We start from the raw sequence: 25,616 nt of genomic DNA on the forward strand, positions 1-25,616 counted from the left end.
GCTGCCTCGAGTCGAAACTCCGGGCTGTATGTTGGTCTGGTTTGCTTTGTCATTGTGTCACCTGTTTAAATACAGAAGTGATGATATCACCTCTAATCAGGTGGCCAAATTTAGTATGCCACTACACACATGCGTACTATTTTATGGCTGGAGATGAGACATAGGCTACAGAGCCCTCACATCTGGTTGGTATTTTTGGGGGTGATTGCACTTACCTTGTTGCTCTTTCCCAGCCCCTATGCAGGTTATGCGGTAGTGGACATTCAAGGGGCCCGTGGCGTCTATAACTCGGCCTGGATGGGCGCCTCCCTGGCCTTGGTTGGTTCCGCTTTCATGTTCCTCATGGGCTACTACCTGGTCACCGGCACCGTGGAGCATGACAGACACCAGGGGCTACTGCCCTTGATGTTATCTTCGAGGCTCAGCATCAATGGTTATTTGCTGGTTAAATTTTTTTCACATCTATTACTGCTAAATGGCCTGGGAATTACCATGGTTTTGGTCGCCATGTTGCAACAGCTTGTCATGGCTGAGCAGGCTGGGCTGCGGATTGCGGATTATCTCCTGCCCTATCTGGTATTGTTTGAGCCAATACTTGTGCTCGTGGCCAGCATAGCCATCTTGTTTGAGGTTATCCCTAAGCTGGCGAACCAGTATGGCAATCTCGGCTACTTTTTCCTCTGGGCCATGCTGAGTGTGGCCAACATGGGGGGCTTGTCTGCGCATTCGGCCATCACAACACAGATGGCCGCGGCAATCGCTACGCCTGCCGATGTACCTCGGCAGATATCGATAGGTTTTTCAGCCCTGAAACAACAACAACTGACGTTCGAGTGGGGGGGCGCTGTCTATGACAGCAACGTCTGGTTGCCCGTCACGCTGCAGCTGCTGCTGGCGGTTTGCATCATGCTACTGGCGATGTATTTGGCCAATAATGGGTATCACTTGCTGTACCACGCCAGAGATGCGGAAACACCACGAAAGCGCTCAGCCGGGCATCAAAATCAGTTGGCTTACCGTTGGTTCTTCCTGCTAACCCGGCGCCTCAATTGCGCCTTTCTGCTGCGGGCCGAGCTGGAACTCTTATTCGCCGGTCTGTCATCGAGTCTATTGCTTATCTTGTTATCCTTGTCGTTGGCGGCCCTGATATTACCCCTGGCTGCTGTGCAGACAGTGCTGCTGCCGTTGCTTGCCTTGTTGCCCATGCTGACCCTTTCTCGATTCAGCATCCGCGATGTGTTCTACGGCACCCGGGAGCTTATCGAGTCGAATTGCAGCAAGCTCACCCTTGTCCGGACACGTTGGCTGGCTGCAGTGCTGTTCTTGCTCATCTGCAGCTGCGGTTTGCTGCTGCGTTTCATTTTTGAACGGGACTTGCTGGCCGTGTTGCACTTGTTGGCTTTTATCTTGCTGCTGCCCAGTATGTCTATGCTGCTGGCGGGGGGCTTCCATTGGCGTAAAGGTTTCGAGCTGTTATATCTGCTGTTGTGGGTGGTAGGGCCGATCAACAAGACGGGTGAGTTAGACTTTATCGGTGTGACCCAGGAACATTTGGCCTTAGGCAACACCTGGTTGGTTGCAACTTGTTGTACTGTTTTGCTGTTGCTCGTAAAAGGTGAAGGTTTTACGCGGCTACCTTGGCGCTCTGCTGGGACAACAGGAAAGGCTAAGGCGTAACCTGAGATGAACAGGGCTCTGGGCCTGTGTTGGTCCTGGCCCAGAGCCCAGGCTTATTCACTGAGCCGGTGGATTCCGGTCGCTGCTATCTGCCGTACTAGTCAGATAATTTTCCCACCATCTTGCCGGGATCGACCCAGAGATCGAACTCCTCGGCGCTGACATAACCCAGTGCCAGCGCCACTTCCTTCAGCGAACGCCCCTCCTTGTAGGCCGTCTTGGCGATCTGCGCCGCCTTCTCATAACCTATGTGGGGATTGAGGCTGGTCACCAGCATCAGTGACTGCGCCAGATAATGCTCTATCCGGGGCAGATTGGGGCTGATGCCGACGGCACATTGATCGTTGAAGCTTGCACAGGCGTCGCCCAATAATCTGGCGCTCTGCAGCACATTGGCGGCGATCAGCGGCTTGAAGACATTCAGCTGGAATTGGCCATTGCTGCCGGCGATGCCCACTGTGACATCGTTGCCCATCACTTGCGCCGCCACCATGGTCAGGGCCTCGCACTGGGTTGGGTTAACCTTGCCCGGCATTATGCTGGAACCCGGCTCGTTGTCGGGAATGCATAGCTCACCGATGCCGCAACGGGGACCGCTGGCGAGCATGCGGATGTCGTTGGCGATTTTCATCAAGCTAACCGCTAACCGGCGAAAGGCACCGCTGAGTTCGACCATGGCGTCGTGGGCAGACAGGGCCTCAAATTTATTCGGTGCTGTTACGAAGGGATAGCCTGTGAGCTCGGCGATTTGCTTGGCAACGGCTTCGGCATAGCCTTCGGGGGCATTTAGCCCTGTGCCCACCGCCGTGCCTCCCAGGGCCAGCTCGCTCACCATGACGAGGGCATGCTTGATGGCACGGATGCCATTGTCCAGTTGCTGCACATAGGCACTCAGTTCCTGCCCCAAGGTGAGCGGGGTCGCATCCATGAAGTGGGTGCGGCCTGTCTTGACTATCGTCATTGAGTCCCGTGATTTCTGTGCCAGTGTGTCGCGCAGCTTTTGCACCCCGGGCAGGGTGGTTTCGACCGTGACGGTGTAAGCCGCGATATGCATGGCGGTGGGAAAGGTGTCGTTGCTGCTTTGACTCTGGTTGACGTCATCGTTGGGATTGAGTTTCTTCTCCTTGTCACCCAATCGGCCACCGCCGAGTTCCTGTGCCCGCCAGGCGATGACTTCGTTCAGATTCATATTGGTCTGGGTGCCGCTGCCCGTCTGCCAGATGACCAGGGGGAATTGCGCATCCAGCTTCCCGGCCAAGATCTCGTCGCATACCCGGGTGATGAGGTCGGTTTTTTCCCGGCTCAGGCCTCCAAGTCGGCAGTTGGTCAGGGCCGCCGCTTTCTTGAGTTGGGCGAAGGCGTAGATGATTTCAAGCGGCATGCTGGCACTCGGGCCTATGGGGAAATTGGTGCGGCTGCGCTCCGTCTGGGCCCCCCAATAGACGTCACTCGGAACTCGTACTTCCCCCATGGTGTCGGTTTCGATTCTGTGTGCCATAAACTGGCTCCTTCTTGCCGTATGTGTGCCTGTGCTGGGCTTTTCCTTCTTAGCTTAGCCGCGATCTTAGCCCCGGGGGCAGGAATTTGGCCAAGATTTGCCCGCGGTATTCCATCCCGTGGCCAACTAAGGTATAAGGGCGCTATGAAAACTCCAAAACGCATCCAACCCTTGGTTGATGAAGGCCTGGTCGATGAAGTCATCAGCCAGCTAATGAGCGGTAAAGAAGCGACCGTCTATGTCGTCCGTTGTGGCGAGGATATTCGCTGCGCCAAAGTCTATAAAGAGGCCAGCCAGCGTAGCTTTAAGCAGGCGGTACAGTATCAGGAAGGCCGCAAGGTGCGTAATAGCCGCCGGGCAAGGGCCATGGAGAAGGGCTCCAAGTTTGGCCGGGATCAGCAGGAAGAAGCCTGGCAAAATGCCGAGGTCGATGCCTTGTATCGCCTGGCCCACGCCGGGGTGCGGGTACCTCAGCCCTATGGCTGTTTCGACGGCGTGCTCCTGATGGAGCTGGTCACAGATGATGACGGCAATGTGGCTCCCAGACTCAATGATGTCAGCATGTCGGCAGATACGGCGCGCCGGCATCATGCCCTGGTCATGGGCTACGTCACCCGCATGTTATGTGCCGGACTGGTCCATGGCGATCTGTCTGAATTCAACGTGCTGGTCGACAGTGCCGGGCCTGTGATCATCGACCTGCCACAGGCAGTAGACGCGGCGGCCAACAACCATGCCAAATGGATGCTGGCGCGAGACGTGGACAACATGAGTCAGTATTACGGCAGATATGCCCCCGAGTTGTTGACGACAAAATATGCCAAAGAGATCTGGGCCTTATACGAAGCGGGCGAGCTGAAACCCGACACCCGCCTCACGGGTGAGTTTGAGGAAGTCTTGCTGGAAGCCGACGTGAACTCTGTGCTGGAAGAGATCCAGGCCGCCTTCGAAGAGGCTCAGGAGCGCAAACTAAGGCTGCAGGAAATGGAGCTGGAATAGCCGGCAGCTTATGTTGTCGCCGGCCATCCCGGGGCGTTGGGGAATGGCACGCCTTCGGCAGCCGAGCGCGCCTCCCGGTCGCGCCCCTTAACCGTTAGCATGCAGTGCCAACATTGTCAGCATCTATGGCCGGCATTCAGTTCATTGTTGAGTAAGCGGATCTTTTGCTGCAAATGGGCTATTTCTGTCAGCAGCGCCGCCTCTCTTTGCTTTGGCGCCTGCTCACTTTCCCTGACCCACAGGTACACTGTCTTGCTCGAGAGGCCGTACTGGCGGGCGACATCCGACAGTAGCCGTCCATCGGCCTTGACCGCTGCTATGACCTTGAGTCTGATGTTGTTTTCTGTGCTCCCCATGGCGCTATTCCTTCTTTTAGGCTTGAAATCTATCTGCGGAAATCTGTCTGTCTGACTGTCGGTAAAACGTCTCTCAACGCTGTTCGACATCCCACTGGCTGTAACCCAGGCGGCTGAGGCTGAGCCATTGATGACGACAGGCGTTGAATAAAGAGATCAGATTTTTCATGACTTTCTCCCGGTTGACAGTGATTGTTCTGTGGTTTGGCCCAAGTACATACGACGCGGTTCTGCACTCGTGCAAAAATGTATATGAGAACCTATGTAAGAAGTATGCCAACTTCTCGCTACGATATTATTTGTTTAAAAACAAATATTTGCTCTATTCCATTGGAGGGTGAGGTAGCATGGGGATAGCAAAAATGGTGCGCGCCGCACCGTTTTAGCACCCGAGTCGCCAGTGGATAAGCTGTATCTATACTGAATTCGTGATGATTACCGCTCCGGATGGTCAACAAGCTATTGTGTGTGCGCCAATAACTTATATACTTCAGAGCTGATTGTGGCGGCGTATTTTGGTTATCTTATCCGCCCGTTAATCGGCCATCGGTTGGATGGCCAGAAGAAGAAACCTTGAGAGGTTCACATATGACGATGAAATTTCATAAAACGACTCTGATGACACTGTCCTTGGTGTCGGCTGCGTTACTGACTTCGGGCTGCAGCACAGTCAATCCTTATACCAATGAGCAGCAGACGGCGAAAGCCACCACTGGCGCCCTGATAGGTGCCGTTGCCGGTGCCGCAGTCGGCGTCGCCTCGTCCAGTAAGAAAGATCGCGGCAAGGGCGCCCTGATAGGTGCGGCATCCGGTGCCGCCGTCGGTGGCGGCATAGGTTATTACATGGATGTGCAGGAAACCAAGCTGCGTCAGCAGTTGGCGTCGACCGGTGTCAGCGTGACCCGGGATGGCGATAACATAGTGCTGAACATGCCCAACGAAGTGACCTTCGCCGTGGATAAGACAGACTTGAGCGAAGGGGCCAAGTCTGTGTTGCACTCGGTGGCCTTGGTGGCCAAGGAATACAGCAAGACTCAGCTGAATGTGTTGGGCTATACCGACAGTTCAGGTTCAGATTCCTATAACCTGCGTCTGTCTCAGGTGCGTGCCAACGAAGTCGGCAGCTATCTGATGCAACAAGGTGTGGCGGCGAACAGGGTACGGACTCAGGGGATGGGCGAGAGCAATCCTATCGCCTCCAACGGTTCGGCCGCGGGTCGGGCACAGAATCGCAGGGTCGAGATAGTGCTGACACCTACGGGTTAAGCCGAGGCGTTATCCTGTAGCAGCAAGAATAAAACCACCCTGGGGTGGTTTTATTGTTTCCGGGGCTTTTTTCCAGAGGCCAGGTCTTAAATACCGGGCTTAAATGCCTGGCTTAAATACCGGACTTAAATACCTGGCTTGAATACCGCGCTTAAGCCATGCAGGTTCAGGCATGGCGGGCGAGGCTAGTGCATCAGGAACAGGGTGGCGAGTCCGAGGAAGGCGAACAGGCCGATCACATCCGTGACCGTGGTCAGTACCATGCCACCTGCGAGTGCGGGATCTATGTTGAATTTCTTCAGCAGCAACGGGATCCCCGCTCCGGCGAAGCCTGCGACCGTCATGTTGATCAACATGGCGCCGCCTATCAGGGCGCCGAGGGCCATATCGTTTTTCCAGAGCCAGACGGCGACGAAGACCAGCAAAGACCACACCAAACCGTTTAACATGCCTATGGCCAATTCCTTGCCTATCAACCAACGGCTGTTGCTCTGGCCGACATGCCCCAGGGCTATGCCACGGATCACCAGTGCCAGGGTTTGATTGCCTGCGACACCTCCCATGCTGGGGACTATGGTCATCAGGATGGCTATGGTGGCAAATTGCTCCAGGGTGCCCTCGAACAGGTTGCTGACCGAGGCGGCGAGCAGGGCGGCGAACAGGTTGATGGTCAACCAGAGCGAACGCCTCAGTGTGCTCTTGAGTACCGGGCCGAAGGTGTCTGCATCGTCCTCCATCCCGGCCATGCCCATCATGGAATGATCGGCATTCTCACGGATCACATCCACCACATCGTCTATGGTGATGCGGCCAAGCAACTTGCCCTGCTCATCGACCACGGGTGCCGATACCCAGTCGTGGCGTTCGAACAGCTGCGCGACTTCGGTATCCCCCATGGCGACGGGAATGCTCTCAAGCTCGGGATCCATTATGCTGCGCACGCTGGCGGTGGGATCGCAGGTCAGGAGATCTGCCAGCCTGACGCCGCCCAGCACTCTATCCCGCTTATCGACCACATAGAGAGTGTCTGTGGTATCGGGCAAGGAACCCCGTTGGCGCAAATAGCGCAGTATGACATCCAGGTTGACGTCCGGCCTCAGGGTCACAGTATCTGTATTCATTATGCTGCCGGCGGTGTCGTCCGGGTAGGACAGGGCCTGTTCAACCCTGAGCCTGTCCTGGCTGCTCATGGATTGGAGCACGCGCTTATATAAGGCGTCGGGCAGGCTGCGCAGTATATAGGCCAGATCGTCTGTGTCCATGCCCGCCGTCGCCCTGGCGACGCTCTCCGGGCTCATTTGGCGAATGAGGTGATCTTTGAGATCTTCTCCCAATGCCTCGAGGATTTCGCCCGTCTGTTGGGTGTCTATCAGCTGCCACAGCACCTGGCGGGTACGCGGCGGCGAGGATTCGAGAATGAGGGCTATGTCTGATGCCGCCATGTCATGGAGCATATTGCGGACATGGACAAACATGCCGCTGCCTAGGGCCTGATTGAGGCGTGCTAGCCTCTGGGCTGTGACTTCAGCTTCTATTGCTTCGACAGGCATGGGTCCCTCGGTGGCTCAATGCGGCGCTATCTTAGGCCTGCTATCTTTGACTCGTAGGAAAGGTTAGCTGGCTTCGTCGAACTTGGCGTCTATCAGGGCGCAGATGGCGTCCAGTGCCGCCTCGGCATCTTTGCCTTCGGCCTTGATGGTAATGCGTTTCCCCATACCGGTTTCCAGCATCAGGAGTCCGAGCACGCTGGCGGCCGAGGCCTGTTTATCCCCTTGAATGAGGGTGATGCTGGCATCGAAATCCGACGCCAAGATTGCAAGCTTAGTGGCGGCCCTGGCGTGCAGCCCCAGTTTATTGCAGATGGTGACCTGACGTTCAAGCTTTGGCATGACTCAGTTCCCTATGGCGGGCCTGCACCTTATGTTTGCCGTTGGCGAAGCGTTTGGCCAGTTGTTCGGCGACATACACAGATCTGTGCTGGCCACCGGTGCAGCCTATGGCGATCGTCAGATAGCTGCGATTGTTGCGCTCCAGGTGCGGCAACCAGGTTTCCAGCAGGTTTTCTATCTGCCAGATGAACTTATTGACCAGGGGCTGACGGCTCAGGAAGTCCTGTACCGGCTCATCCAGGCCGGTGAGCGGCCGCAGTTCCGCTTCCCAGTGAGGGTTGGGCAGGAAACGTACATCGAACATGAAGTCGGCTTCGGTTGGCATACCATGCTTGAAACCGAAGGATTCGAAGTTGATCACCAGCTCTTTGTCGACACTGCCGAGCAGGATCTGCCTGACCTGGTCGCTCAGTTCATAGATATTCAGGTTGGAGGTATCTATGTAGTGATCGACCAGCTTAGACACGGGTTCGAGCAACTTGCCTTCGAGCTTGATGGCTTCCTGCAGCGAGACCTTGCTCTTGGACAGGGGGTGCAATCTGCGGGTTTCACTGTAGCGTTTGAGCAATACCTTGTCGCTGGCATTGAGGTAGAAGCTGCTGAGTTCCGTCCCCTGTGGCAACTGGGCGAGCTGTTGTTCCAGTACCTTCTCCTGCTCCGGCATGTTGCGCACATCTATGCTGATGGCCACCAGATCGTTGCTGCCCTTGAACTGCTCCAGCAAGCTGCCGATGAGCTGCAGTGGCAGGTTATCGACACAGTAGTAGCCCAGATCTTCCAGCACCCGCAGGGCAACAGATTTTCCTGAGCCGGAGCGGCCCGAGACTATGACAAGCTTCATCCAGTGATTACCTGATAGAGTTCCGATTCATCGCAGGTCTTGCGCAACTGTTTCAATATCAGCTTATTGCTGAGCTTTTCAGCCATGCAAGACAGGGTGCTCAAGTGCAGTTGACATTGATCGGCCGGGACCAGCAAGGCAAACAGCAGGTCTACCGGTTGTTTGTCTATGGCATCGAAGGCAATGGGTTCCTCACACTTGACCAACACGGCAATAGGTTGCTCTATGTCGGTCAAGCGCCCGTGTGGGATAGCGATACCATTGCCTATGCCAGTACTGCCCATCTTTTCTCGCGCCACCAGGCTTTCAAAGATCGCCTGAGATGAGAGGTTCGGGTACTGGGCAGCGACTAGGTCGCCTATGAGTTCCAGTACCTTTTTCTTACTGCCTGGAGTGGCGCAGGTGGTGCATTCCGGCCGCAGTATGCTACTAAGTTGCATTATTAGTGTTTTGTCAGCTTCTCTTTGTGTTTAATTACCTGACGGTCGAGTTTATCGATCAGGACGTCTATCGCGGCATACATATCGGCATGCTCTGAGGTGGCATACACCTCACCACCGGTAAGATGGATTTTGGCTTCGGCAATCTGTTGCGTTTTCTCAACATTGAGCACAACGTGCACATTATTGATCTGTTCGAAATGGCGTTCAAGTTTTGAAAATTTTTCTTGTACATAATCACGCAATGAATCTGTGATTTCTATGTGGTGCCCAGTCAGATTAATTTGCATATACCTCTTCCTCCAATGTCCTAAGTGTCTATAAACTCTTACGTTGATTTGAGGGGGGGATCAACATGGCTTCACGATATTTGGCTATGGTGCGCCGAGCAACATTGATCCCCTGTTCTGCCAGAAGTTGCGCCATCTTGCTGTCGCTCAGAGGCTTCTTCTGGTTTTCCGCCGCGACCAGCTTCTTGATGAAGGCGCGGATAGCGGTAGATGAGCACTCGCCACCATCGTCGGTACCGACGTGGCTGGAGAAGAAATATTTTAGTTCAAACAGGCCTCTTGGGGTATGCATATATTTCTGGGTGGTCACCCTGGAAATGGTGGACTCATGCATCTCGACGGCCTCGGCGATATCGTTGAGCACCATGGGCTTCATGGCTTCCTCGCCATACTCGAAAAAGCCCTGCTGGTACTGGACTATGCAGTTGGCTACCTTGAGCAGGGTGTCGTTGCGACTCTCCAGGCTCTTGATAAACCATTTGGCTTCCTGCAGATGCCCGCGGATGAACTGGCTGTCGGCCTGGCTCTTGGTGCTGCGGGCCATGGCGGCATACTGTTGGTTGACGCTGATCTTAGGCATGCAGTCCGGGTTTAGCTCGACCACCCAGCGTCCGCTCTTCTTCATGACAGAGACATCCGGGATCACATACTCATCATCGACAGGGGTGATGAGCAATCCCGGGCGCGGATTCAGCGTCTGGATCAGGGCTATGGCCTGTCTCAGCTCATCTTCCTTGAGCCGGGTCTTGCGCATCAGGGTGCGAAAGTCGCGGCCGGCGATGAGTTCAAGATGATCTTTAATCAGGAGCCGGGCATTGTCTATGTGGGGGGTATCGGCGGCAAATTGCGCCAGTTGGATCAGCAGGCATTCACTCAGGTCGCGCGCCGCGACCCCTATGGGATCGAAATGCTGGATGCGCTTGAGCACGGCTTCGACTTCATCCAGCTCTATCTCCGGGTTGCCCATGGCGTCGAGTATCTCTTCCATGCTCTGAGTCAGGTAACCCTGTTCGTCTATGGCATCTATGATGGCCGTCGCTATCGCCAGGTCGGTTTCCGAGAAGGGGGTGAGATTCTTCTGCCATTCCAGGTGCTCATACAAGCCATCGCTGGTTTCCCCCTGGAAGGGCATATCGTCTTCCCGCATGCCGCCGGAGCCGGAATTGGGCGAGGCGGTGAACACTTCATCCCAGGTGGTGTCCATGGGCAGCTCATCCGGCATGGACTCCTGGGTCAGAGATTCGGCGGTATCAACGGTCGAACTGTCCTTGTCCGTCGACACTTGGCTGTTGTCGCTGAAGTCGGTATCCGGCTGCGCCGGATTTTCGCTGGTGCCGGCAGCCTCATAGCCATCCTCCTCCTGCTCTAGAAGGGGATTGGAGTCTAATGCTTGTTGGATCTCTTGTTGCAGTTCCAGTGACGAGAGTTGCAACAGACGTATCGCCTGTTGTAATTGGGGCGTCATGGTTAACTGCTGACCCAGTCTTAACTGGAGTGACGCTTTCATCTTACCGCTGATCCCTACTTATTATTCTTGAACACAGTTGTTGGTTCATTGGTGTTGGCTCGCTGGTGTTGGTGATAGTGCCGACTGTCAACCCGCCATGGTCTGAAAGTGCCGGCCCATGCCTTAACTATAGCCTGAATTGTTCTCCTAAGTACACAGCCCTAACTTGCTGATTGTCTAGGATCTCTGCCGGCGTTCCTTCGGCAATAAGATTGCCGTGGCTGACGATATAGGCATGTTCACACACATCCAGAGTTTCGCGCACATTATGGTCCGTTATCAACACCCCCAAGCCGCGGATCTTCAGGTGCTCGATGATTTTCTTGATGTCGATGACGGAAATCGGGTCGACCCCGGCGAAGGGCTCATCCAGCAGGATAAACTTGGGGTTGGCCGCCAGTGCCCTGGCAATCTCGACTCGGCGGCGCTCGCCGCCGGAGAGGGACATGCCCTGGCTGTCACGGATATGGGTGATATGGAATTCTTCCAGCAGGTTTTCCAGCTGTTCTTCCCGCTGCTGCTGTGTCAGTGACGAACGCGTCTGCAACACGGCCATGATGTTGTCATGGACTGTGAGCTTCCTGAAGATGCTGGCTTCCTGGGGCAGGTAGCCTATGCCTTTACGGGCCCGCAGGTGCATGGGATCTGTGGTGAGATCGTCATCGTCGATGAAGATCCGTCCCTTGTCGCTCTTGACCAAGCCGACGACCATATAGAAAGTGGTGGTCTTGCCGGCGCCATTGGGGCCGAGCAGACCTACGACCTGGCCCGTCTTTACCGTCAGGCTGACATCCTTTACCACCTGGCGGCTCTTATAGCTCTTGGCCAGGTTCTCGGCTCTCAGGGTAATCTGTGTCATTCCTGCTCCTGCTTGTTAACCTGCGGCTCGCTCTGTGGCGTGGGCTTGGGCTCTTCCTGATAAGTTTCAGGTTGAATTATGGTGATCACCCTGTCATCGCCGGCGCCCGAGCTCTCGGCGATGAGTTTCTGCTCGCCTATGTTATAGCGGATGAGGTTACCCTTAACCTGGCTGCCGGCCTGATCCAGGCTGGCATCGCCCTTGAGGGTCAGGGTGCGGCTGGCTAATTCGTAACGTATTTCCTTGGCGCTGGCCGATGCCGGACGGCCATCATCGAGGATCTGCGAATAGGTGGCAGGATCCCCTATGGCGACCAGCACCTTGGCGCCATCGTTTTCGGGGGAGTAGGCCCTCAGTTCGCTGGCGTGGATCTTGATTGACCCCTGAGTCACTTCGACCGGGCCGAAGAAGATCAGCTGGTTGTTCTTGATGTCGGCGGTTTGGCTGACGGCCTTGATTTTGACTTCTTGTTTGAGATCGCCTTCTTTGGCCACTGAACTCATGCTGATGACGCACAGCAGGCCGGCGAGGAATAAATTATTTTGCATCGTATGTACCTTCTATCTGACTGGTCAGTTGCACTTCTTGTGCATTGAGGTCGGCGTAAAGTCCTTGGCCCCGGATGTTGAAGTCTTTGCCCTTGACGTAGATGATTCTGTCGGATGTCATTATCATGGTGTTGAGATCCAGTTCCAGATAGCTTGTGGTGAGTGTCTGCACGGGTTCGGTCGGACTGATGGCATCGATGATAACATCATTTTCCAGCACTACCTTGCCGCTATCCTTGTTGAGTCGCCCCTCGTTGGCCCTCAGCCGCCATTGGGCCTGGCCCTTGTCCGGGTAAATGAGGTAAACGGGTTGAGTGAACTTGGTGAGGTTGAACTCGGCGAAGTGCTCCATGTATTTGGCCGTGACCCGACTGTTGACTTTGCCTTCGTCGTTGAAGCTGATGCTGCGCAAGTCGTTGGCCATGAAGTCAGGTCTATTTTGCGCAGCCAAGTGGCCGCCGTCCTGGCTACCATGTTTGTGCTGCACTTGCCAGTAGAGTATGAGTGCCGTGCTGAAAAACGCGATTATCGCCAGGGTGACCCGGTTCATACACTCATTCCATGGGCCGTGGTGAATTTGTTTTGACTGAGCAGCAACAGGTCTGCCAGTTCCCTCAGTGCACCATGACCGCCCTGGATATGGGTCACCATGTGGGCATGTTGCCTCACATAGGGGTGACCGTCGGCGACGCACACGGCCAGGCCCACGGCTTTCATCACCGGCAGGTCCACTATGTCATCGCCTATGTAGGCGACTTCTTCCGGTTGCACCTCATAGTGCTCGAGCAGCTCCCGGTAAGGAACAAATTTATCGTCTATCCCCTGGTAGATGTGACTGATACCAAGCGCCGTCATCCTGTTCTCAACGATTTTTGAGTTGCGTCCGGTGATCACCGCCAGGTTGAAACCGCTGGACAGGAGTGAGCGCACCCCGTAACCGTCGCGGGTGTGGAAAGCCTTGAGCTCTTCCCCGTTGTTGCTCATGTAGATGCGGCCATCGGAAAATACCCCATCGACATCGCAGATGAGCAGCTTGATCTTCTGGGCCCGCTGCCAGACGTCGCTACTGATGGGACCGTAAAAGCCTTGTTGTTCCATGTTAAATCACTCCCGCCTTGACCATGTCGAGCATATTGAGGGCGCCTATGGGGCGTTGGTTGGCATCGATCACTATCAGGCCGTTGATGTTTTTTTCTTCCATTAGCAGCAGCGCCTGGGCCGCCAGCACATTCTCCGTGATGGTGACACAATTACGGGTCATCACCTTGGCAATGGGGGTGGTGCGCAGGTTGACTTCCGCATCTATCACCCGGCGCAGGTCGCCGTCGGTGAAGATGCCGACCAGCGCCTGCTTGTCGTCGACAATCGCCGTCATGCCCAAGCCTTTCTTGGAGATTTCGTACAGGGCTTCGGTGATGCAGATGTCGTGGGGCACCAGGGGCAGGGCGTCGCCCTGATGCATGACATTGCTGACCTTGAGCAGCAATTTGCGTCCAAGGGCGCCGCCCGGATGCGACAGGGCAAAGTCGTCGCGGGTGAAGCCTTTGGCTTGCAGCAGGGCGACCGCCAGTGCATCGCCCATGACCAGAGTGGCCGTGGTGCTCGAGGTCGGTGCCAAGCCGAGCGGGCAGGCTTCTTCCTCGACCGCAATGCAGAGGTGCACCTGGCTCAGGCGGGCCATGTTGGAGTCGGGTTTGCCCGTGACCGCTATCATGGGAATGCCCATGCGCTGGATAACCGGCATCAGGGTCAGGATCTCGCTCGATTCCCCCGAATTGGAAATGGCCAGGATGATGTCGTTCTCCGCCAATACTCCGAGATCGCCGTGGCTGGCCTCACCCGGATGGACGAAGAAGGCGGGGGTGCCTGTGCTGGCGAAGGTGGCGGAGATTTTATTGCCTATATGACCCGACTTACCCATGCCCATGACTATGACCTTGCCGCTGCAATTGAGGATCAACTCGCAGGCCTGGGCAAACTCGTCCGAATCGACGTATTGATACAGATTGTCCAGTGCCGCCTTCTCGATATCGATAACGCTGCAGCCCCACCGGCGCAATTGGCTTTTATCTAGCATGTCTGTTTCTCTTTTCTTCTATGCCGCTGTATCGCTCAATCAATGGGATTGAAACAGGATAAACTGATAAGCGATGAAGCAGCTGACTAATACCACCCCGTGCCAGGGTTTCAATTCCCGGGTGCGACCGCCGAATAACACCAAGACGGCGAGGGCGACACTGGTGGCCATCACCATGTAAAAGTCCCGGCCGCTGGCCATGGCATCTATCTCTCCCGGGGCTATCAGTCCCGGGACTGCGAGCACGGCCAGGATATTGAATAGGTTCGACCCTACAATATTCCCTATCACCAGGTCATCTTCTTTTTTCAGCACCCCGGCGATGCAGGCGGCGAGTTCGGGCAGGCTGGTGCCTATGGCTATGATGGTCAGGCCTATCACCAGCTCGGAAAGATGGAACGCCTTGGCGATACCGACAGCGCCATCGACCATGAGGTCCGCCGCCAGGGGCAAGAGTACGATGCCCAGCACCAGCCAGAAGAGGGCCCTGGGGGTCGGCACGTCTTTGGGAATTTCGGCATCCGCCTCGGCGTCGAGGGGATCTTGTTGCTTGTTGGTCAGGGCATGCCAGATGAGGTAAGACATCAGCACCAGGAACAGTCCCAAGAGTATGACACCGTCGAGACGGGTCAGCATGCCATCATGCAGCAGATAACCGGCAAGCGCCGTGGCGGCCAGCATCATGGGGATCTCCCGCTTGAGGGTCTGTGAGCTGACGGCGATGGCGCCGAGCAATGAGGTCAATCCCAGGATCAATGCCACATTGGCTATGTTGGAACCCAACACATTGCCTATGGCCGTGTCTGTCATGCCTTCCATCGAGGCGGTGGCGGCGACAAACATCTCGGGTGCCGAGCTGCCCATGGCGACGACAGTCAGGCCTATGAGCATGGGCGGCAGCCCCAAATTGCGGGCGAAGGCGGCGGCGCCGTAGACAAATTTATCTGCGCTCCAGATCAATACGACTAAGCCAGCAACAAGTAAAAAAACATTAAATAACATTTGATAACAATCGAGAGGGATATTACCCCGCATTTTCGCTGGATTTAACTCAAATTGAAAGTATCCTGACTCGATAGTCGCGATTCGGTTGTAGGTTAAAGGACAATTACGTACAATTTGCAGCTCTTCGAGACCTCGCCAGGAAGGCGGTTATCTCTTCTTTCATCTCCGGAATCACGCATGACTCAAGATCTATCTCCCTTGGTTGAAATCCGTCATCTCGGTTTTAGTCGTGGCAATCGTGTCATCTATGAAGACATCAGCCTGTCTATCCCCAGGGGGAAAGTGACGGCCATCATGGGGCCGAGTGGCATAGGGAAGACCACCTTGCTCAAGCTCATCGGCGGGCAGTTGCAGCCGGATCACGGTCAGGTGCTGTTTGATGGCCATGATGTGCACCGCGCCAGCCGCAGTGAACTGTTCGAGCTGCGTAAACGCATGAGCATGTTGTTTCAGAGTGGCGCCCTGTTCACCGATATCAATGTGTTCGACAATGTCGCCTTCGCGCTGCGTGAACATTCTGGGCTGCCCGAGGCCATCATACGCGCCATAGTACTGATGAAGCTCGAGGCGGTCGGGCTGCGTGGCGCCGCCAACCTGATGCCCAATGAGTTATCAGGTGGTATGCAACGCCGGGCGGCATTGGCGCGTGCGATGGCGCTCGAACCCGAGATGGTAATGTATGACGAGCCCTTCGCCGGCCAGGATCCTATTTCCATGGGGGTGTTGGTCAAGCTGATACGCGAGCTGTCCGATGCCCTCAACCTCACTTCCGTGGTGGTCTCCCACGATGTGCACGAGGTGTTGAGCATAGCGGATTATGTCTATGTGGTTGCAGACAAAAAGGTGATAGCCCATGGCACACCGGCACAGCTGCAAGCGCTCGACAATCCGCAGTTGAAACAATTTATTCAGGGGGCGCCGGACGGTCCTGTGCCCTTCCATTATCCGGCCGAGGATTATCAGAAGGAGTTGGCCCGTGGGCTTGATTAACACTATTGCCGCGATGGGTCGCAACGCCATAGAGATGATGCTGGGCTTCGGCCAGGCGGGTCTCATGTTGTGGGGCGCCATCTTTCAGAAGCCACGGATTGCCAAGGGGCTTCCTCTGCTGGTGCGGCAGATTTATGTGGTCGGCGTTCAGTCTATGGTGATCATCCTGGTCTCAGGACTCTTCATCGGTCTGGTACTGGCGCTGCAGGGCTATAACATACTCGTGGGTTTCGGCACGGAAGAGAGCCTGGGCCCCATGGTGGCTTTGAGCCTGTTGCGGGAGTTGGGGCCAGTGGTGACTGCGTTGCTGTTTGCCGGCCGGGCCGGTTCGGCGCTGACGGCCGAGATCGGCCTGATGAAGAGCACAGAGCAGCTGTCCAGCCTGGAGATGATGGCGATAGATCCCCTCAGGCAGGTGATAGCACCGCGCTTTTGGGCCGGGGTGATCAGCATGCCCTTGCTGGCGCTGATGTTTTCCGCCATAGGCATATACGGTGGTCACCTGGTCGGGGTCGAGTGGAAGGGCATAGACAGCGGTGCCTTCTGGTCGATTCTGCAGGCTTCGGTCGAGTGGCGTGAAGATATAGTCAATTGCCTGATCAAGAGCCTGGTGTTTGCCGTGGTGATCACCTGGATCGCCTTATACAGGGGCTATCAGGTGACCCCAAATCCGGAAGGCCTCAGCCGTGCGACCACGCAAACCGTGGTGCAGTCGAGCCTGGCGGTATTGGCACTGGATTTCTTGCTCACGACTATGATGTTTGGCCGCTAGCGCTGCCAAACGGCAACAAATTTGCGTAATACGGATTCTACACAAGGTGGTAAAAGAGTATGTCAACACGGAAAATTGAGTTATTGGTCGGCCTGTTCCTGTTAAGTGGCCTGGCCGCCTTCCTGATACTGGTATTTAACGTCGCCAATGTCGAAGTTAATTCGGGAAAAAGCAACTATAGCTTGCAGGCCAGCTTCAGTAACATTGGCGGCCTCAAGGTGCGCTCTCCGGTCAAAGTCGGTGGTGTGGTGGTTGGCCGGGTCAGCGCCATAGAATTGGATCCCGTGAAGCTGGTGCCCGTGGTGACCCTGACCATGGACAAACGTTACAATCAGTTTCCCGAAACCAGCAGCCTGGCCATCCTGACCTCTGGTCTCCTGGGAGAGCAGTTCCTGGGATTGACGCCGGGTTTTGTCGATGAGGATGTCGCCATGCTCGGCGATGGCGATAAAATAGATGACACACGTTCGGCATTGGTGCTGGAAGAGCTGATAGGTCAGTTCTTGTACAGCATGTCATCCAAGGATAAATAGGAGTCACACTTATGTTGCGAGCAATATCCCGTTTTTGTTGTGCCTTGATGCTATTCGGTGGTTTTGGGCTGGCCCAGGCCGCAGATGACAACATTAATACCATGGATCCCTATGCCATGGTGAAAGCCGTGGCCAACAAGACCTTCGATCGTTTTCACCAGGACAAGGCCATCATAGATAAGGACATGGATCACCTGAAAATCATAGTCCGTGAAGAACTGATGCCTTATATCGACTCCAAATACGCCTCTTACAAGGTGTTGGGCCAGTATCTGCGTGATACCACTGCCGATCAGCGTGAGCGTTTCGTGCAGGCCTTCGAAGGTTATTTAGTCGCTACCTATGCCCAGGCCTTTACCGAGTACACAGATCAAAAGGTGGAGTTTTCGCCGGCTATCGATTTCAGCAAGGAAAAGATGGTCGATGTTAACGTGCAGATCATAGAAGCGGGACGCCCTCCCATTAAGCTGCAGTTTAAGGTGCGTCGCCTTAAGGACAACAGCTGGAAGGCGTTCGACTTGGTGGCCGAAGGCGTCAGCCTGCTGGCATCCAAGCAGTCTGAGGTGTCCAATCTGGTGCGCCAGCAAGGCATAGAGGCAGTGATCGACATGCTCAATGAGCGCACCAAGGCGCATGTGACCAAGGCGAGTCAACAGCAGAGGACGGCAAAATAGTGGTAGAGTTTGTGCAACAGGGCGAACAATGCCTGGTCAAGGGGCGTCTGACTCAGACAGATGTGAGTAGCCTCTGGACACAGAAGGACGCATTGCTGGGGCCTCAGACAAGGGAGCTGGAGTTGTCGGCACTCGAATACAGTGACAGCGCGGGTATTGCGTTCCTCATTAACCTGTCCCGACAGGGCAGGACGCAACACCTGAGACTGATGGCGCCGTCGCCCCAGCTGAAAAAGCTCATCGCATTATATAACTTAGCAGCCTTCTTCAGCGAAGAAGCTAATTGAAAACTAAGGTAAAGATTTCATGGATTGCACATTGATAGAAGAAATACTCACAGCGGCACTCGGACTCGAAGAAGTTCATGTCAGCTCGGATGGCAGCCATTATAAGGTCATTGCCGTCGGCGAATGCTTCGATGGCATGAGTCGGGTGAAGCAACAACAGGCCATCTATGGGCCACTGAGCGAGCAGATCGCCAGCGGTGAATTACACGCATTGACTATTAAAACTTTTACGCCGACGCAATGGAAACGTGAAAAACTGTTCAACATGCCAGGGTAGAGGATAACAGTGGATAAATTAAAGATTCAGGCCAGCGGCGCCTTGAGCGGCGATGTCGTTATTTCCGGCGCCAAGAATGCCGCCTTACCCATACTCATGGCCGGGGTGTTGGCCGAAGGTGACTTCCTGGTCTCCAACGTCCCCTCGCTGCGCGACGTGAACACCAGCTGCGAGTTGCTGCGTTGTTTGGGGGCCGAGGTGACTGACCTGGGCCAGGGGCAGATACGCATCTCGACCGAAAACCTCAATGAATTCTGCGCCCCCTATGACTTGGTTAAGACCATGAGGGCCTCTATCCTGATCCTTGGGCCCCTGTTGGCGCGCTTCGGCACCGCCGACGTGTCTCTGCCCGGCGGCTGTGCCATAGGTGCCCGTCCGGTGAACCTGCATCTGCATGGCCTGGAACAGATGGGCGCCAAGATCGAGGTCGAGGAAGGTTATATCAAGGCCAGGGTCGATGGTCGCCTCAAAGGCGCACATATCTTCATGGATATGATCAGTGTCGGTGCCACGGAAAACCTGCTGATGGCGGCGGCTTTGGCCGACGGCGAGACAGTGATAGAGAACGCCGCCCGTGAACCCGAAGTCATAGACTTGGCCAATTGCCTCATCGCCATGGGCGCTAAAATTAGCGGTGTGGGTAGTGCGACCCTGCGTATCCAGGGGGTTGAACGCCTGCAGGGCTGCCACTACCGGGTGATGCCGGATCGCATCGAAACCGGCTCCTTCCTGGTCGCCGCCGCAGTCACCCGCGGCCGCATTCGTTGTCTGGATGCAGATCCTGCGTCCCTGGAGTCTGTACTGGCCAAGCTCGAAGACGCCGGCGCAGCTATCACCACAGGCAAGGATTGGATCGAGCTGGATATGCAAGGCAAGCGCCCCAAGGCCGTCAACATCAAGACGGCGCCTTACCCAGGCTTCCCGACCGACATGCAGGCCCAGTTCTGCGTGCTCAATGTGCTCGCCGAAGGGAATGCGACCATTACCGAGACCATCTTCGAAAACCGTTTCATGCACGTGCCCGAACTGATACGCATGGGAGCGAACATGGAGCTGGAAGGCAATACCTGCATCATTCACGGCATAGAGAAGCTGAAGGGCGCTCAGGTGATGGCGACGGATCTGCGGGCATCGGCCAGCCTGGTGATCGCAGGCTTGGTCGCCGATGGCACTACTACCGTGGATCGCATCTATCATCTGGATCGCGGTTATGAGCATATCGAAGCCAAGTTTCAGGGGCTGGGTGCCCAGGTCGTCAGGATCAAGTAGTCATACCTGGTAGCGAGCAAAAAGCCACCCCAGGGTGGCTTTTTTGTGTCTGCTACCGGCGAGTGCTCTGGCTTATTAGCCGTTCGATACGGGTTTCTCGCCGATCACCACGGGGATCTCCTGGGGCTTGCCCTGGCGTATTATCGTCATCATCACCTTCTTGCCCGGCATGGTCTCGGCTATCCTGTCCATCAACATTTCGACTCCGGGAACTTCTTCGCCTTCGTATTTGATGATCACATCTTTGGGCATCAGCTGGGCCTTGGCTGCCGGTCCTGTGGCGTCGATACCCGTGATCAACACCCCCTTGGTATCCGGCAGGTTGAGGATCTGCGCGACCACAGGGCTCAGGGCCTCACCCGATATCCCCAAGGCACCGCGAATGACCCGGCCGTGTTGGATGAGTTTATCCATTATGCTGTGAGCCAGCTTGATCGGAATGGCAAAGTTGATGCCGTGACCGCCGCCTTCACCGCCTATCTGGAAGGCGGCGGTATTGATGCCTATCAACTCGCCGCGGGTGTCTATCAGGGCGCCCCCCGAATTGCCCGCGTTGATGGCGGCATCCGTTTGCAGGAAATCCAGGTAGCCTGTGCTCAGACCGTTACGGCCGGTGGCGCTGATGATCCCCTGGGTGATGGTCTGTCCCAGATTGTAGGGATTGCCTATGGCGAGGACCACATCACCCACCTGAACCGGAATATCCAGGTTGATTGGCACTATGGGCAGGTTATCGCCCTCAATCTTGAGCACCGCCAGATCTGTCTCGGGATCTGAGCCTATGACTTCCGAGGTAAATTTACGTCCGTCCTGCAGCGCGACCACTATCTCATCCGCTTGTTTGATGACGTGGTAATTGGTGAGTATGTAGCCTTCCTTGCTCATGATGACGCCGGAGCCCAGCCCCTGGAGCGAACTGGAATTGAGCGGTCGGTTTTGATCTATGCTCAGGCTGTAGATATTGACCACGGCAGGGGCCGCCCGGCGAACGGCCTTGGCGAATGACAGCTCGCTGCCGTCGTGAGATGCGGGCTGCAGCAAGCCGTGGTTGCCATTACCGCCGTTGAACAGGGAGGTTGCCAGCAAAAAGATGGCCGCCATGATCAGGCCAAATAAGACCGCTTTACCTAGGTAGTGCAGAGTATTCTTGATATTCATAGGGGGGCTTTGCGGTCGGCTCAAATCAAAAAAGGTGATGTAGATTAACATGTTTAACAATAAGAAGCACAGGTAGGCATAAGCTACCTGTGCCCCGCCTTGGCCGGCATAGCGCACCGGCCGTCAATCTGTCGCCTTAACGCAATACCAGGTAGAGTTGGCTCTTGCCTCTGATGAGTTTGAGGGCGACGGCACCCTCCTGATCTTTCAGCTCAGCTTTCAGTGACTTGAGATCTTTAATCTTGGTACGGTTGACCCCGACTATGAGATCCCCCTTCTGCAATCCGCTCAAGGCGGCCGGTGAGCCTTGGGCCACATCCGTGATTTCTACCCCGTTGTTGACGTTTTCCAGTGTGGCGCCTTGCAGCATGGGATGAATCACACCTGCTGCGGTCTCGCTCGTTTGACTGGCTTCTCCCAGTGTGACCTTGACGGTTTTCTCATCGCCATCGCGTATGAGTCCAAGTTCGAGTCTAGCCCCGGCGCCCATGGTCGCGACCTTGGCGCGCAGCTCCTGGAAGGTCTTAATCTTGCGGCCATTGACGCTGACGATAATGTCGCCACCCTTGATGCCTGCCTTGTCGGCGGCACTGCCCGGCATGACTTCGTTGACGAAGCCGCCATGTTGGGTATCCAGTCCGAAGCCCTCGGCCAGCTCGCTGGTCAGATCTTGCCCTGTGACCCCCAATACCCCGCGCCTGACTTCACCGTGTTCTATCAGCTGTTTGACCAGGTTATGGACCATGTTCGCCGGAATGGCGAAGCCTATGCCGACATTGCCGCCGCCGGGCGCCACTATGGCAGTGTTGATGCCGATCAGCTCGCCATTGAGATTAACCAGGGCACCGCCTGAGTTGCCGCTGTTGATGGCCGCATCCGTCTGAATGAAGTTCTCCAGCATTTCAATCCCCAGACCGCTGCGCCCCAGGGCGCTGACTATGCCTGAGGTGACTGTTTGCCCTAGGCCGAAGGGGTTGCCTATGGCAACGGCGAAGTCACCCACCCGCAGGCTGTCCGAATCCGAGGTCCGGATGGCGGTGAGGTTCTTGGCCTCAATTTGCAACAGGGCGATATCCGATTCGGCATCTGTGCCGATCAGCTTGGCTTTGACTTCGCGGCCATCGTGCAAGCCTATCTTGATTTCATCTGCACCGTCGATCACATGGTTGTTGGTGACTATATAGCCCTTGTCGGCATCTATGATCACCCCTGAGCCCAGGCCGCGAAACGGCCTTTCCTGCACTTGCTCCTGGGGGGCGTTGGGGCCGAAGAAGTAGCGGAATACATCCGGGATCCTTTGCTTGGACACATGGGTGCCGGACACGGCCACTGAGACGACAGCCGGCGTGGTGCGCTCGAGCATGGGCGCCAGGCTGGGTAACATTTGGCCCTCAACCGTCATGGGGATGGCGGCCTGGGAGATGGCAGGCATCAGACTCAGGCTGACGCCTAGAATTGCGGCTGAAAGTACAGATAATTTTGTCTTCATCTATTCAATGCTCCAAAGGTGTAAGTAATAATCTAGACCCTGTCTTGCTGTCTGAACCGGCGAGAGTCAAGTCGCTATTGTTAGGGGCGCCATTGCCCTGATATTGACTCCGACTCTGGGTTGTTTAGAAAAGTTCTCTTGATTAACAAAGGTTAATTTTAAATTGTCCGGCATTTCCTGGTCGAGTTCGTCGATAAGCTAGGCCTTCATCTCCCGCTGTCACCGACGCCATCCCGGCTGCCAAGGCAAACTCGGCCGGCTCACATATACCTTGCAGCTGGCTGGCATGGTACTATTGCGCCGCGCAAGTTCAGCAGAGAAGAGAATATTCGAGTGTCGCAGTTAAGCCCTTGGCAACATTATCAAAAAGATCTTACCCGGGAAGGTTTCTCGCACGACTCTGCCCAGGAAAATGCCGTGAAGGCATTACAAAGGGTATATGAGGATCTGATTAAGGCAAATCAACCCAGATCGGCATGGGGTAAGTTGTTGGGCGCATTCGGCGCTCAATCTCAGTCACACCAGGTTCAGGGTTTGTATCTATGGGGTGGCGTCGGCCGCGGCAAGACCTACCTGATGGATACCTTCTTTGACGCCTTACCCGGAACCAGGAAGCTCAGGGCGCATTTTCATCGCTTCATGCACCAGCTGCATCATGAATTGGGAGAGCTGCCCGGGGTACAAGATCCTTTGTTGATAATCGCCAAGAAGATGGCGGGGCAGTATCAGATCATCTGTTTCGATGAATTCTTCGTTTCCGACATTACCGATGCCATGCTGCTGGGCACGCTATTCCAGGCTCTGTTCAAGGAAGGGGTTGTCTTGGTGGCGACCTCCAATATCATTCCCGATGATCTCTATAAAAACGGTCTGCAACGGGCGCGTTTCTTGCCCGCCATCGCCCTGATCAATAAGCATTGTCAGGTGTTGAATGTGGATTCAGGGATAGATTATCGCTTGCGCACCCTGGAGCAGGCAGAGATCTATCATTACCCGCTGGACCAAGCGGCCGAAACCAACTTGCTGCGATACTTTGGGCAATTGGCGCCCGAGTCTGAAGTATCGGCTGCGCCCATAGAGATAGACGGCAGGGAGATCCCTATCCGCAAGCAGGCGCAGGGGGTGTTGCTGGTCGATTTTCGCGCCCTATGCGATGGTCCGCGCAGCCAACGGGATTATATGGAGTTGGCGTGCCAGTATCATACCGTCTTGATCAGTGGGGTAGAGCAGATGGGCGCCCAGCAAACCGGCGATGATATCGCCCGCCGTTTTCTGGCCATGGTCGATGAATTTTACGAGCGTCAGGTGAAGCTGATTATGTCCGCCGCCGTGTTGCTGGAACATATCTATACCGAGGGGCAGTTGAGTTTTGAATTCAGGCGTTGTCGCTCCCGCTTGGTCGAGATGCAATCCCATGATTATTTGGCCCTGGAACATCTGCCCTGAGGCGAGGTTCAGGGGGAAAAAGTGCTGCGGCACTCTGCCGGGAAAGCGTGGGCGGCGGGGCAGCCAAGTTGAGTGGTTTTTTATGATTTTCATTAAAATATCAGGTGATTTTTAACTCAGCTTTGTCTATAATCCGCCACCTGCCCACGTTACTCCGCCAATTGGGCGGAAGTTGTAAGCCAAATTCCTTGCTCGAAGGGGCACCAGGATAGGCAATTTTGTGTTGTTCGCAAATGCAGACAGCATGTGAGACAGAAATTAACTTTGGGTTTTTGTAATAATGAAGACTTTTACTGCTACACCAGAAACTGTAACTCGTGACTGGTATGTCGTTGACGCAGACGGCAAAACTTTAGGTCGTATCGCTACTGAAATTGCTAGCCGTTTACGCGGTAAGCACAAGCCAGAATACACACCACACGTAGACACAGGTGATTACATCATCGTTGTTAACGCTGATAAAGTGACTGTGACTGGTAACAAAGCGAAAGGCAAGACGTACTACTCGCACTCAGGCTTCCCTGGTGGCATTAAGCAAATCAGCTTCGAGAAGCTGCAAGCGCAGAAGCCAGAAATGATCATCGAGAAAGCAGTCAAGGGTATGTTACCAAAAGGTCCTCTGGGCCGTGCCATGTTCCGTAAACTGAAAGTTTACGCTGGCGCAGAACATAACCACACTGCACAACAACCTCAAGTTCTTGATATCTAAACGGGATTAAGCAAATGGCTGCAACTCAGTACTACGGCACTGGCCGTCGAAAAACTTCTACTGCTCGCGTATTCGCTAAAGTAGGTAGTGGCAACATCGTTGTAAATCAACGCCCTCTGGATCAGTATTTTGGTCGTGAAACTGCTCGTATGGTTGTTCGTCAACCATTGGAGTTGGTTGAAATGACTGACAAGCTGGACATCTATGTAACTGTTAAGGGCGGTGGTACCACTGGCCAAGCAGGCGCCATCCGTCACGGTATCACCCGTGCTCTGATGCAACTGGATGAAGCTCTGCGTCCATCTCTGCGCGCCGCTGGTTTCGTTACCCGTGATGCTCGTAAAGTTGAGCGTAAGAAAGTGGGTCTGCGTAAAGCACGTCGTAAGCCACAATTCTCTAAGCGTTAATTCGTTTTCAGAATCTCAAAAAACCCAGCTTATGCTGGGTTTTTTATTGCCTACTGTCAGCTTATTTGTATTTTAGTGGCAATAACTGACACAATAAGCTTATGTCTGTCATTATCATACGAAATCCCCCTTATGTCTTTGCAACTCATGATGCTCGCGCTGGGTCTTATGCTGATATTCGAGGGCATAGGGCCATTGTGTTTTCCGAAAAAATGGCGCCAATATTTGGCTGAGATTTCGGCACAAAATCAAAGTGTTCTCAGGCGTTTAGGCGGTTCACTCGTCACCGCCGGCCTGGTGTTGCTGATTATTTTTTCATAAATGACTTGCCTTCTGCCCCCTAAAATCTGTTA

The 25,616-nt window shown here is 55.0% G+C and carries 30 protein-coding genes; 14 read left to right on the plus strand and 16 right to left on the minus strand.

The genetic code is table 11. The features are described 5' to 3' along the window. Window positions 1-129 precede the first annotated feature (129 nt). On the plus strand, window positions 130-1,677 hold the full coding sequence (locus HC757_RS08685; protein WP_169563954.1) for a hypothetical protein: 1,548 nt from the start codon (window positions 130-132) through the stop codon (window positions 1,675-1,677). Window positions 1,678-1,774: 97 nt separating this feature from the next. On the opposite strand, the gene fumC is transcribed toward HC757_RS08685, so the two are convergent. After that, window positions 1,775-3,175 (minus strand): class II fumarate hydratase, encoded by a 1,401-nt coding sequence (gene fumC / locus HC757_RS08690; protein WP_169563955.1) that lies wholly within the window; start codon window positions 3,173-3,175, stop codon window positions 1,775-1,777. Window positions 3,176-3,319: 144 nt separating this feature from the next. Here fumC and HC757_RS08695 point away from each other — a divergent pair, with 144 nt between their 5' ends. Then, window positions 3,320-4,174 carry a PA4780 family RIO1-like protein kinase gene (locus HC757_RS08695; protein WP_169563956.1) on the plus strand — a complete coding sequence of 285 codons (855 nt, stop codon included), beginning with the start codon at window positions 3,320-3,322 and terminating at the stop codon, window positions 4,172-4,174. Window positions 4,175-4,290: 116 nt separating this feature from the next. On the opposite strand, the gene HC757_RS08700 is transcribed toward HC757_RS08695, so the two are convergent. Beyond that, window positions 4,291-4,530 carry a transposase gene (locus tag HC757_RS08700; RefSeq protein WP_169563957.1) on the minus strand — a complete coding sequence of 80 codons (240 nt, stop codon included), beginning with the start codon at window positions 4,528-4,530 and terminating at the stop codon, window positions 4,291-4,293. A 618-nt stretch (window positions 4,531-5,148) separates the two neighbouring features. Here HC757_RS08700 and HC757_RS08705 point away from each other — a divergent pair. Further along, window positions 5,149-5,796, plus strand: a complete 648-nt coding sequence (locus HC757_RS08705; protein WP_483315809.1) for a YiaD family glycine zipper/OmpA-like lipoprotein — start codon at window positions 5,149-5,151, stop codon at window positions 5,794-5,796. A 185-nt stretch (window positions 5,797-5,981) separates the two neighbouring features. On the opposite strand, the gene mgtE is transcribed toward HC757_RS08705, so the two are convergent. From mgtE to HC757_RS18930, 12 genes are all read right to left on the minus strand, one after another. Then, window positions 5,982-7,346, minus strand: coding sequence for a magnesium transporter (gene mgtE / locus HC757_RS08710; RefSeq protein WP_169563959.1), 1,365 nt, complete (start codon window positions 7,344-7,346; stop codon window positions 5,982-5,984). Window positions 7,347-7,409: 63 nt separating this feature from the next. Next, on the minus strand, window positions 7,410-7,685 hold the full coding sequence (locus HC757_RS08715; RefSeq protein ID WP_169563960.1) for an HPr family phosphocarrier protein: 276 nt from the start codon (window positions 7,683-7,685) through the stop codon (window positions 7,410-7,412). Next, window positions 7,672-8,526, minus strand: coding sequence for an RNase adapter RapZ (gene rapZ / locus HC757_RS08720; RefSeq protein ID WP_169563961.1), 855 nt, complete (start codon window positions 8,524-8,526; stop codon window positions 7,672-7,674). The genes HC757_RS08715 and rapZ overlap by 14 nt, the downstream gene beginning before the upstream one ends. Then, the gene (gene ptsN / locus HC757_RS08725) at window positions 8,523-8,966 is read right to left on the minus strand and encodes a PTS IIA-like nitrogen regulatory protein PtsN (RefSeq protein ID WP_169563962.1); all 444 of its coding nucleotides are present in this window, start codon (window positions 8,964-8,966) and stop codon (window positions 8,523-8,525) included. The genes rapZ and ptsN overlap by 4 nt, the downstream gene beginning before the upstream one ends. Window positions 8,967-8,968: 2 nt before the next feature. Further along, complete coding sequence (gene hpf / locus HC757_RS08730) at window positions 8,969-9,256, minus strand: ribosome hibernation promoting factor (protein ID WP_169563963.1); 288 nt, start codon at window positions 9,254-9,256, stop codon at window positions 8,969-8,971. Window positions 9,257-9,284: 28 nt separating this feature from the next. Further along, window positions 9,285-10,763, minus strand: a complete 1,479-nt coding sequence (locus tag HC757_RS08735; RefSeq protein ID WP_169563964.1) for an RNA polymerase factor sigma-54 — start codon at window positions 10,761-10,763, stop codon at window positions 9,285-9,287. Window positions 10,764-10,890: 127 nt separating this feature from the next. Beyond that, window positions 10,891-11,622 (minus strand): LPS export ABC transporter ATP-binding protein, encoded by a 732-nt coding sequence (gene lptB / locus HC757_RS08740; RefSeq protein WP_169563965.1) that lies wholly within the window; start codon window positions 11,620-11,622, stop codon window positions 10,891-10,893. Further along, window positions 11,619-12,170, minus strand: coding sequence for a lipopolysaccharide transport periplasmic protein LptA (lptA, locus tag HC757_RS08745; RefSeq protein ID WP_169563966.1), 552 nt, complete (start codon window positions 12,168-12,170; stop codon window positions 11,619-11,621). The genes lptB and lptA overlap by 4 nt, the downstream gene beginning before the upstream one ends. Continuing rightward, the gene (gene lptC / locus HC757_RS08750) at window positions 12,160-12,720 is read right to left on the minus strand and encodes an LPS export ABC transporter periplasmic protein LptC (RefSeq protein WP_169563967.1); all 561 of its coding nucleotides are present in this window, start codon (window positions 12,718-12,720) and stop codon (window positions 12,160-12,162) included. The genes lptA and lptC overlap by 11 nt, the downstream gene beginning before the upstream one ends. Continuing rightward, window positions 12,717-13,268 (minus strand): 3-deoxy-manno-octulosonate-8-phosphatase KdsC, encoded by a 552-nt coding sequence (gene kdsC, locus HC757_RS08755; protein WP_169563968.1) that lies wholly within the window; start codon window positions 13,266-13,268, stop codon window positions 12,717-12,719. The genes lptC and kdsC overlap by 4 nt, the downstream gene beginning before the upstream one ends. A gap of 1 nt (window position 13,269) precedes the next feature. After that, entirely contained in the window at window positions 13,270-14,247 is a 978-nt protein-coding gene (locus HC757_RS18925) for a KpsF/GutQ family sugar-phosphate isomerase (protein WP_211164340.1), read from the minus strand. 39 nt (window positions 14,248-14,286) lie between these two features. Continuing rightward, window positions 14,287-15,249 (minus strand): calcium/sodium antiporter, encoded by a 963-nt coding sequence (locus HC757_RS18930; protein WP_211164341.1) that lies wholly within the window; start codon window positions 15,247-15,249, stop codon window positions 14,287-14,289. Between the two features lie 180 nt (window positions 15,250-15,429). Here HC757_RS18930 and mlaF point away from each other — a divergent pair, with 180 nt between their 5' ends. Genes mlaF through murA form a run of 7 tightly spaced genes read left to right on the plus strand, consistent with a single transcriptional unit; the run spans window position 15,430 to window position 20,054 of the window. Continuing rightward, the gene (mlaF, locus tag HC757_RS08765) at window positions 15,430-16,242 is read left to right on the plus strand and encodes a phospholipid ABC transporter ATP-binding protein MlaF (protein ID WP_169563969.1); all 813 of its coding nucleotides are present in this window, start codon (window positions 15,430-15,432) and stop codon (window positions 16,240-16,242) included. A gap of 13 nt (window positions 16,243-16,255) precedes the next feature. Next, window positions 16,256-17,014: a lipid asymmetry maintenance ABC transporter permease subunit MlaE gene (gene mlaE, locus HC757_RS08770; RefSeq protein ID WP_211164347.1), complete on the plus strand. Its 759-nt coding sequence runs from the start codon at window positions 16,256-16,258 to the stop codon at window positions 17,012-17,014. Between the two features lie 59 nt (window positions 17,015-17,073). Next, window positions 17,074-17,547, plus strand: coding sequence for an outer membrane lipid asymmetry maintenance protein MlaD (mlaD, locus tag HC757_RS08775; RefSeq protein WP_169563971.1), 474 nt, complete (start codon window positions 17,074-17,076; stop codon window positions 17,545-17,547). Between the two features lie 11 nt (window positions 17,548-17,558). After that, complete coding sequence (locus tag HC757_RS08780) at window positions 17,559-18,221, plus strand: MlaC/ttg2D family ABC transporter substrate-binding protein (protein WP_169563972.1); 663 nt, start codon at window positions 17,559-17,561, stop codon at window positions 18,219-18,221. Further along, window positions 18,221-18,508, plus strand: a complete 288-nt coding sequence (locus tag HC757_RS08785; protein WP_169563973.1) for an STAS domain-containing protein — start codon at window positions 18,221-18,223, stop codon at window positions 18,506-18,508. The genes HC757_RS08780 and HC757_RS08785 overlap by 1 nt, the downstream gene beginning before the upstream one ends. Before the next feature lie 19 nt (window positions 18,509-18,527). Beyond that, on the plus strand, window positions 18,528-18,785 hold the full coding sequence (locus HC757_RS08790; protein WP_169563974.1) for a BolA family protein: 258 nt from the start codon (window positions 18,528-18,530) through the stop codon (window positions 18,783-18,785). Between the two features lie 9 nt (window positions 18,786-18,794). Next, window positions 18,795-20,054, plus strand: coding sequence for a UDP-N-acetylglucosamine 1-carboxyvinyltransferase (gene murA, locus HC757_RS08795; RefSeq protein WP_169563975.1), 1,260 nt, complete (start codon window positions 18,795-18,797; stop codon window positions 20,052-20,054). 75 nt (window positions 20,055-20,129) lie between these two features. Here murA and degS read toward each other — a convergent pair whose 3' ends face one another. Next, the gene (gene degS, locus HC757_RS08800) at window positions 20,130-21,212 is read right to left on the minus strand and encodes an outer membrane-stress sensor serine endopeptidase DegS (protein ID WP_169563976.1); all 1,083 of its coding nucleotides are present in this window, start codon (window positions 21,210-21,212) and stop codon (window positions 20,130-20,132) included. Between the two features lie 136 nt (window positions 21,213-21,348). Beyond that, on the minus strand, window positions 21,349-22,701 hold the full coding sequence (gene degQ, locus HC757_RS08805) for a Do family serine endopeptidase DegQ (protein ID WP_169563977.1): 1,353 nt from the start codon (window positions 22,699-22,701) through the stop codon (window positions 21,349-21,351). 333 nt (window positions 22,702-23,034) lie between these two features. On the opposite strand from degQ, the gene zapE reads away from it, so the two are divergent. The 4 genes from zapE (at window position 23,035) to HC757_RS08825 (ending at window position 25,584) form a co-directional block, all read left to right on the plus strand. Continuing rightward, window positions 23,035-24,147, plus strand: coding sequence for a cell division protein ZapE (gene zapE, locus HC757_RS08810; protein ID WP_169563978.1), 1,113 nt, complete (start codon window positions 23,035-23,037; stop codon window positions 24,145-24,147). Between the two features lie 280 nt (window positions 24,148-24,427). Then, window positions 24,428-24,856: a 50S ribosomal protein L13 gene (gene rplM / locus HC757_RS08815; protein WP_169563979.1), complete on the plus strand. Its 429-nt coding sequence runs from the start codon at window positions 24,428-24,430 to the stop codon at window positions 24,854-24,856. Between the two features lie 14 nt (window positions 24,857-24,870). Then, the gene (rpsI, locus tag HC757_RS08820) at window positions 24,871-25,263 is read left to right on the plus strand and encodes a 30S ribosomal protein S9 (RefSeq protein WP_169563980.1); all 393 of its coding nucleotides are present in this window, start codon (window positions 24,871-24,873) and stop codon (window positions 25,261-25,263) included. A gap of 132 nt (window positions 25,264-25,395) precedes the next feature. Further along, window positions 25,396-25,584 carry a DUF2065 domain-containing protein gene (locus HC757_RS08825; RefSeq protein WP_169563981.1) on the plus strand — a complete coding sequence of 63 codons (189 nt, stop codon included), beginning with the start codon at window positions 25,396-25,398 and terminating at the stop codon, window positions 25,582-25,584. Window positions 25,585-25,616: the final 32 nt, after the last annotated feature.

It is taken from the genome of Shewanella salipaludis (assembly GCF_012911865.1).
In the GTDB taxonomy this organism is placed as follows: domain Bacteria; phylum Pseudomonadota; class Gammaproteobacteria; order Enterobacterales; family Shewanellaceae; genus Shewanella; species Shewanella salipaludis.

Excerpts from the sequence above, each read along its gene's own strand:
- degS (WP_169563976.1), bottom strand. The coding sequence starts at position 21,212 with ATGAATATCAAGAATACTCTGCACTACCTAGGTAAAGCGGTCTTATTT.
- mlaE (WP_211164347.1), top strand. The coding sequence starts at position 16,256 with ATGGGTCGCAACGCCATAGAGATGATGCTGGGCTTCGGCCAGGCGGGT.
- HC757_RS08695 (WP_169563956.1), top strand. The coding sequence starts at position 3,320 with ATGAAAACTCCAAAACGCATCCAACCCTTGGTTGATGAAGGCCTGGTC.
- HC757_RS18925 (WP_211164340.1), bottom strand. The coding sequence starts at position 14,247 with ATGCTAGATAAAAGCCAATTGCGCCGGTGGGGCTGCAGCGTTATCGAT.
- HC757_RS08705 (WP_483315809.1), top strand. The coding sequence starts at position 5,149 with ATGACACTGTCCTTGGTGTCGGCTGCGTTACTGACTTCGGGCTGCAGC.
- HC757_RS08685 (WP_169563954.1), top strand. The coding sequence starts at position 130 with ATGCGTACTATTTTATGGCTGGAGATGAGACATAGGCTACAGAGCCCT.
- HC757_RS08715 (WP_169563960.1), bottom strand. The coding sequence starts at position 7,685 with ATGCCAAAGCTTGAACGTCAGGTCACCATCTGCAATAAACTGGGGCTG.
- fumC (WP_169563955.1), bottom strand. The coding sequence starts at position 3,175 with ATGGCACACAGAATCGAAACCGACACCATGGGGGAAGTACGAGTTCCG.
- lptC (WP_169563967.1), bottom strand. The coding sequence starts at position 12,720 with ATGAACCGGGTCACCCTGGCGATAATCGCGTTTTTCAGCACGGCACTC.
- mgtE (WP_169563959.1), bottom strand. The coding sequence starts at position 7,346 with ATGCCTGTCGAAGCAATAGAAGCTGAAGTCACAGCCCAGAGGCTAGCA.
- HC757_RS18930 (WP_211164341.1), bottom strand. The coding sequence starts at position 15,249 with ATGTTATTTAATGTTTTTTTACTTGTTGCTGGCTTAGTCGTATTGATC.
- rapZ (WP_169563961.1), bottom strand. The coding sequence starts at position 8,526 with ATGAAGCTTGTCATAGTCTCGGGCCGCTCCGGCTCAGGAAAATCTGTT.
- lptB (WP_169563965.1), bottom strand. The coding sequence starts at position 11,622 with ATGACACAGATTACCCTGAGAGCCGAGAACCTGGCCAAGAGCTATAAG.
- HC757_RS08790 (WP_169563974.1), top strand. The coding sequence starts at position 18,528 with ATGGATTGCACATTGATAGAAGAAATACTCACAGCGGCACTCGGACTC.
- mlaD (WP_169563971.1), top strand. The coding sequence starts at position 17,074 with ATGTCAACACGGAAAATTGAGTTATTGGTCGGCCTGTTCCTGTTAAGT.
- mlaF (WP_169563969.1), top strand. The coding sequence starts at position 15,430 with ATGACTCAAGATCTATCTCCCTTGGTTGAAATCCGTCATCTCGGTTTT.
- lptA (WP_169563966.1), bottom strand. The coding sequence starts at position 12,170 with ATGCAAAATAATTTATTCCTCGCCGGCCTGCTGTGCGTCATCAGCATG.
- ptsN (WP_169563962.1), bottom strand. The coding sequence starts at position 8,966 with ATGCAACTTAGTAGCATACTGCGGCCGGAATGCACCACCTGCGCCACT.
- degQ (WP_169563977.1), bottom strand. The coding sequence starts at position 22,701 with ATGAAGACAAAATTATCTGTACTTTCAGCCGCAATTCTAGGCGTCAGC.
- HC757_RS08780 (WP_169563972.1), top strand. The coding sequence starts at position 17,559 with ATGTTGCGAGCAATATCCCGTTTTTGTTGTGCCTTGATGCTATTCGGT.
- rpsI (WP_169563980.1), top strand. The coding sequence starts at position 24,871 with ATGGCTGCAACTCAGTACTACGGCACTGGCCGTCGAAAAACTTCTACT.
- HC757_RS08735 (WP_169563964.1), bottom strand. The coding sequence starts at position 10,763 with ATGAAAGCGTCACTCCAGTTAAGACTGGGTCAGCAGTTAACCATGACG.
- HC757_RS08825 (WP_169563981.1), top strand. The coding sequence starts at position 25,396 with ATGTCTTTGCAACTCATGATGCTCGCGCTGGGTCTTATGCTGATATTC.
- kdsC (WP_169563968.1), bottom strand. The coding sequence starts at position 13,268 with ATGGAACAACAAGGCTTTTACGGTCCCATCAGTAGCGACGTCTGGCAG.
- rplM (WP_169563979.1), top strand. The coding sequence starts at position 24,428 with ATGAAGACTTTTACTGCTACACCAGAAACTGTAACTCGTGACTGGTAT.
- hpf (WP_169563963.1), bottom strand. The coding sequence starts at position 9,256 with ATGCAAATTAATCTGACTGGGCACCACATAGAAATCACAGATTCATTG.
- HC757_RS08700 (WP_169563957.1), bottom strand. The coding sequence starts at position 4,530 with ATGGGGAGCACAGAAAACAACATCAGACTCAAGGTCATAGCAGCGGTC.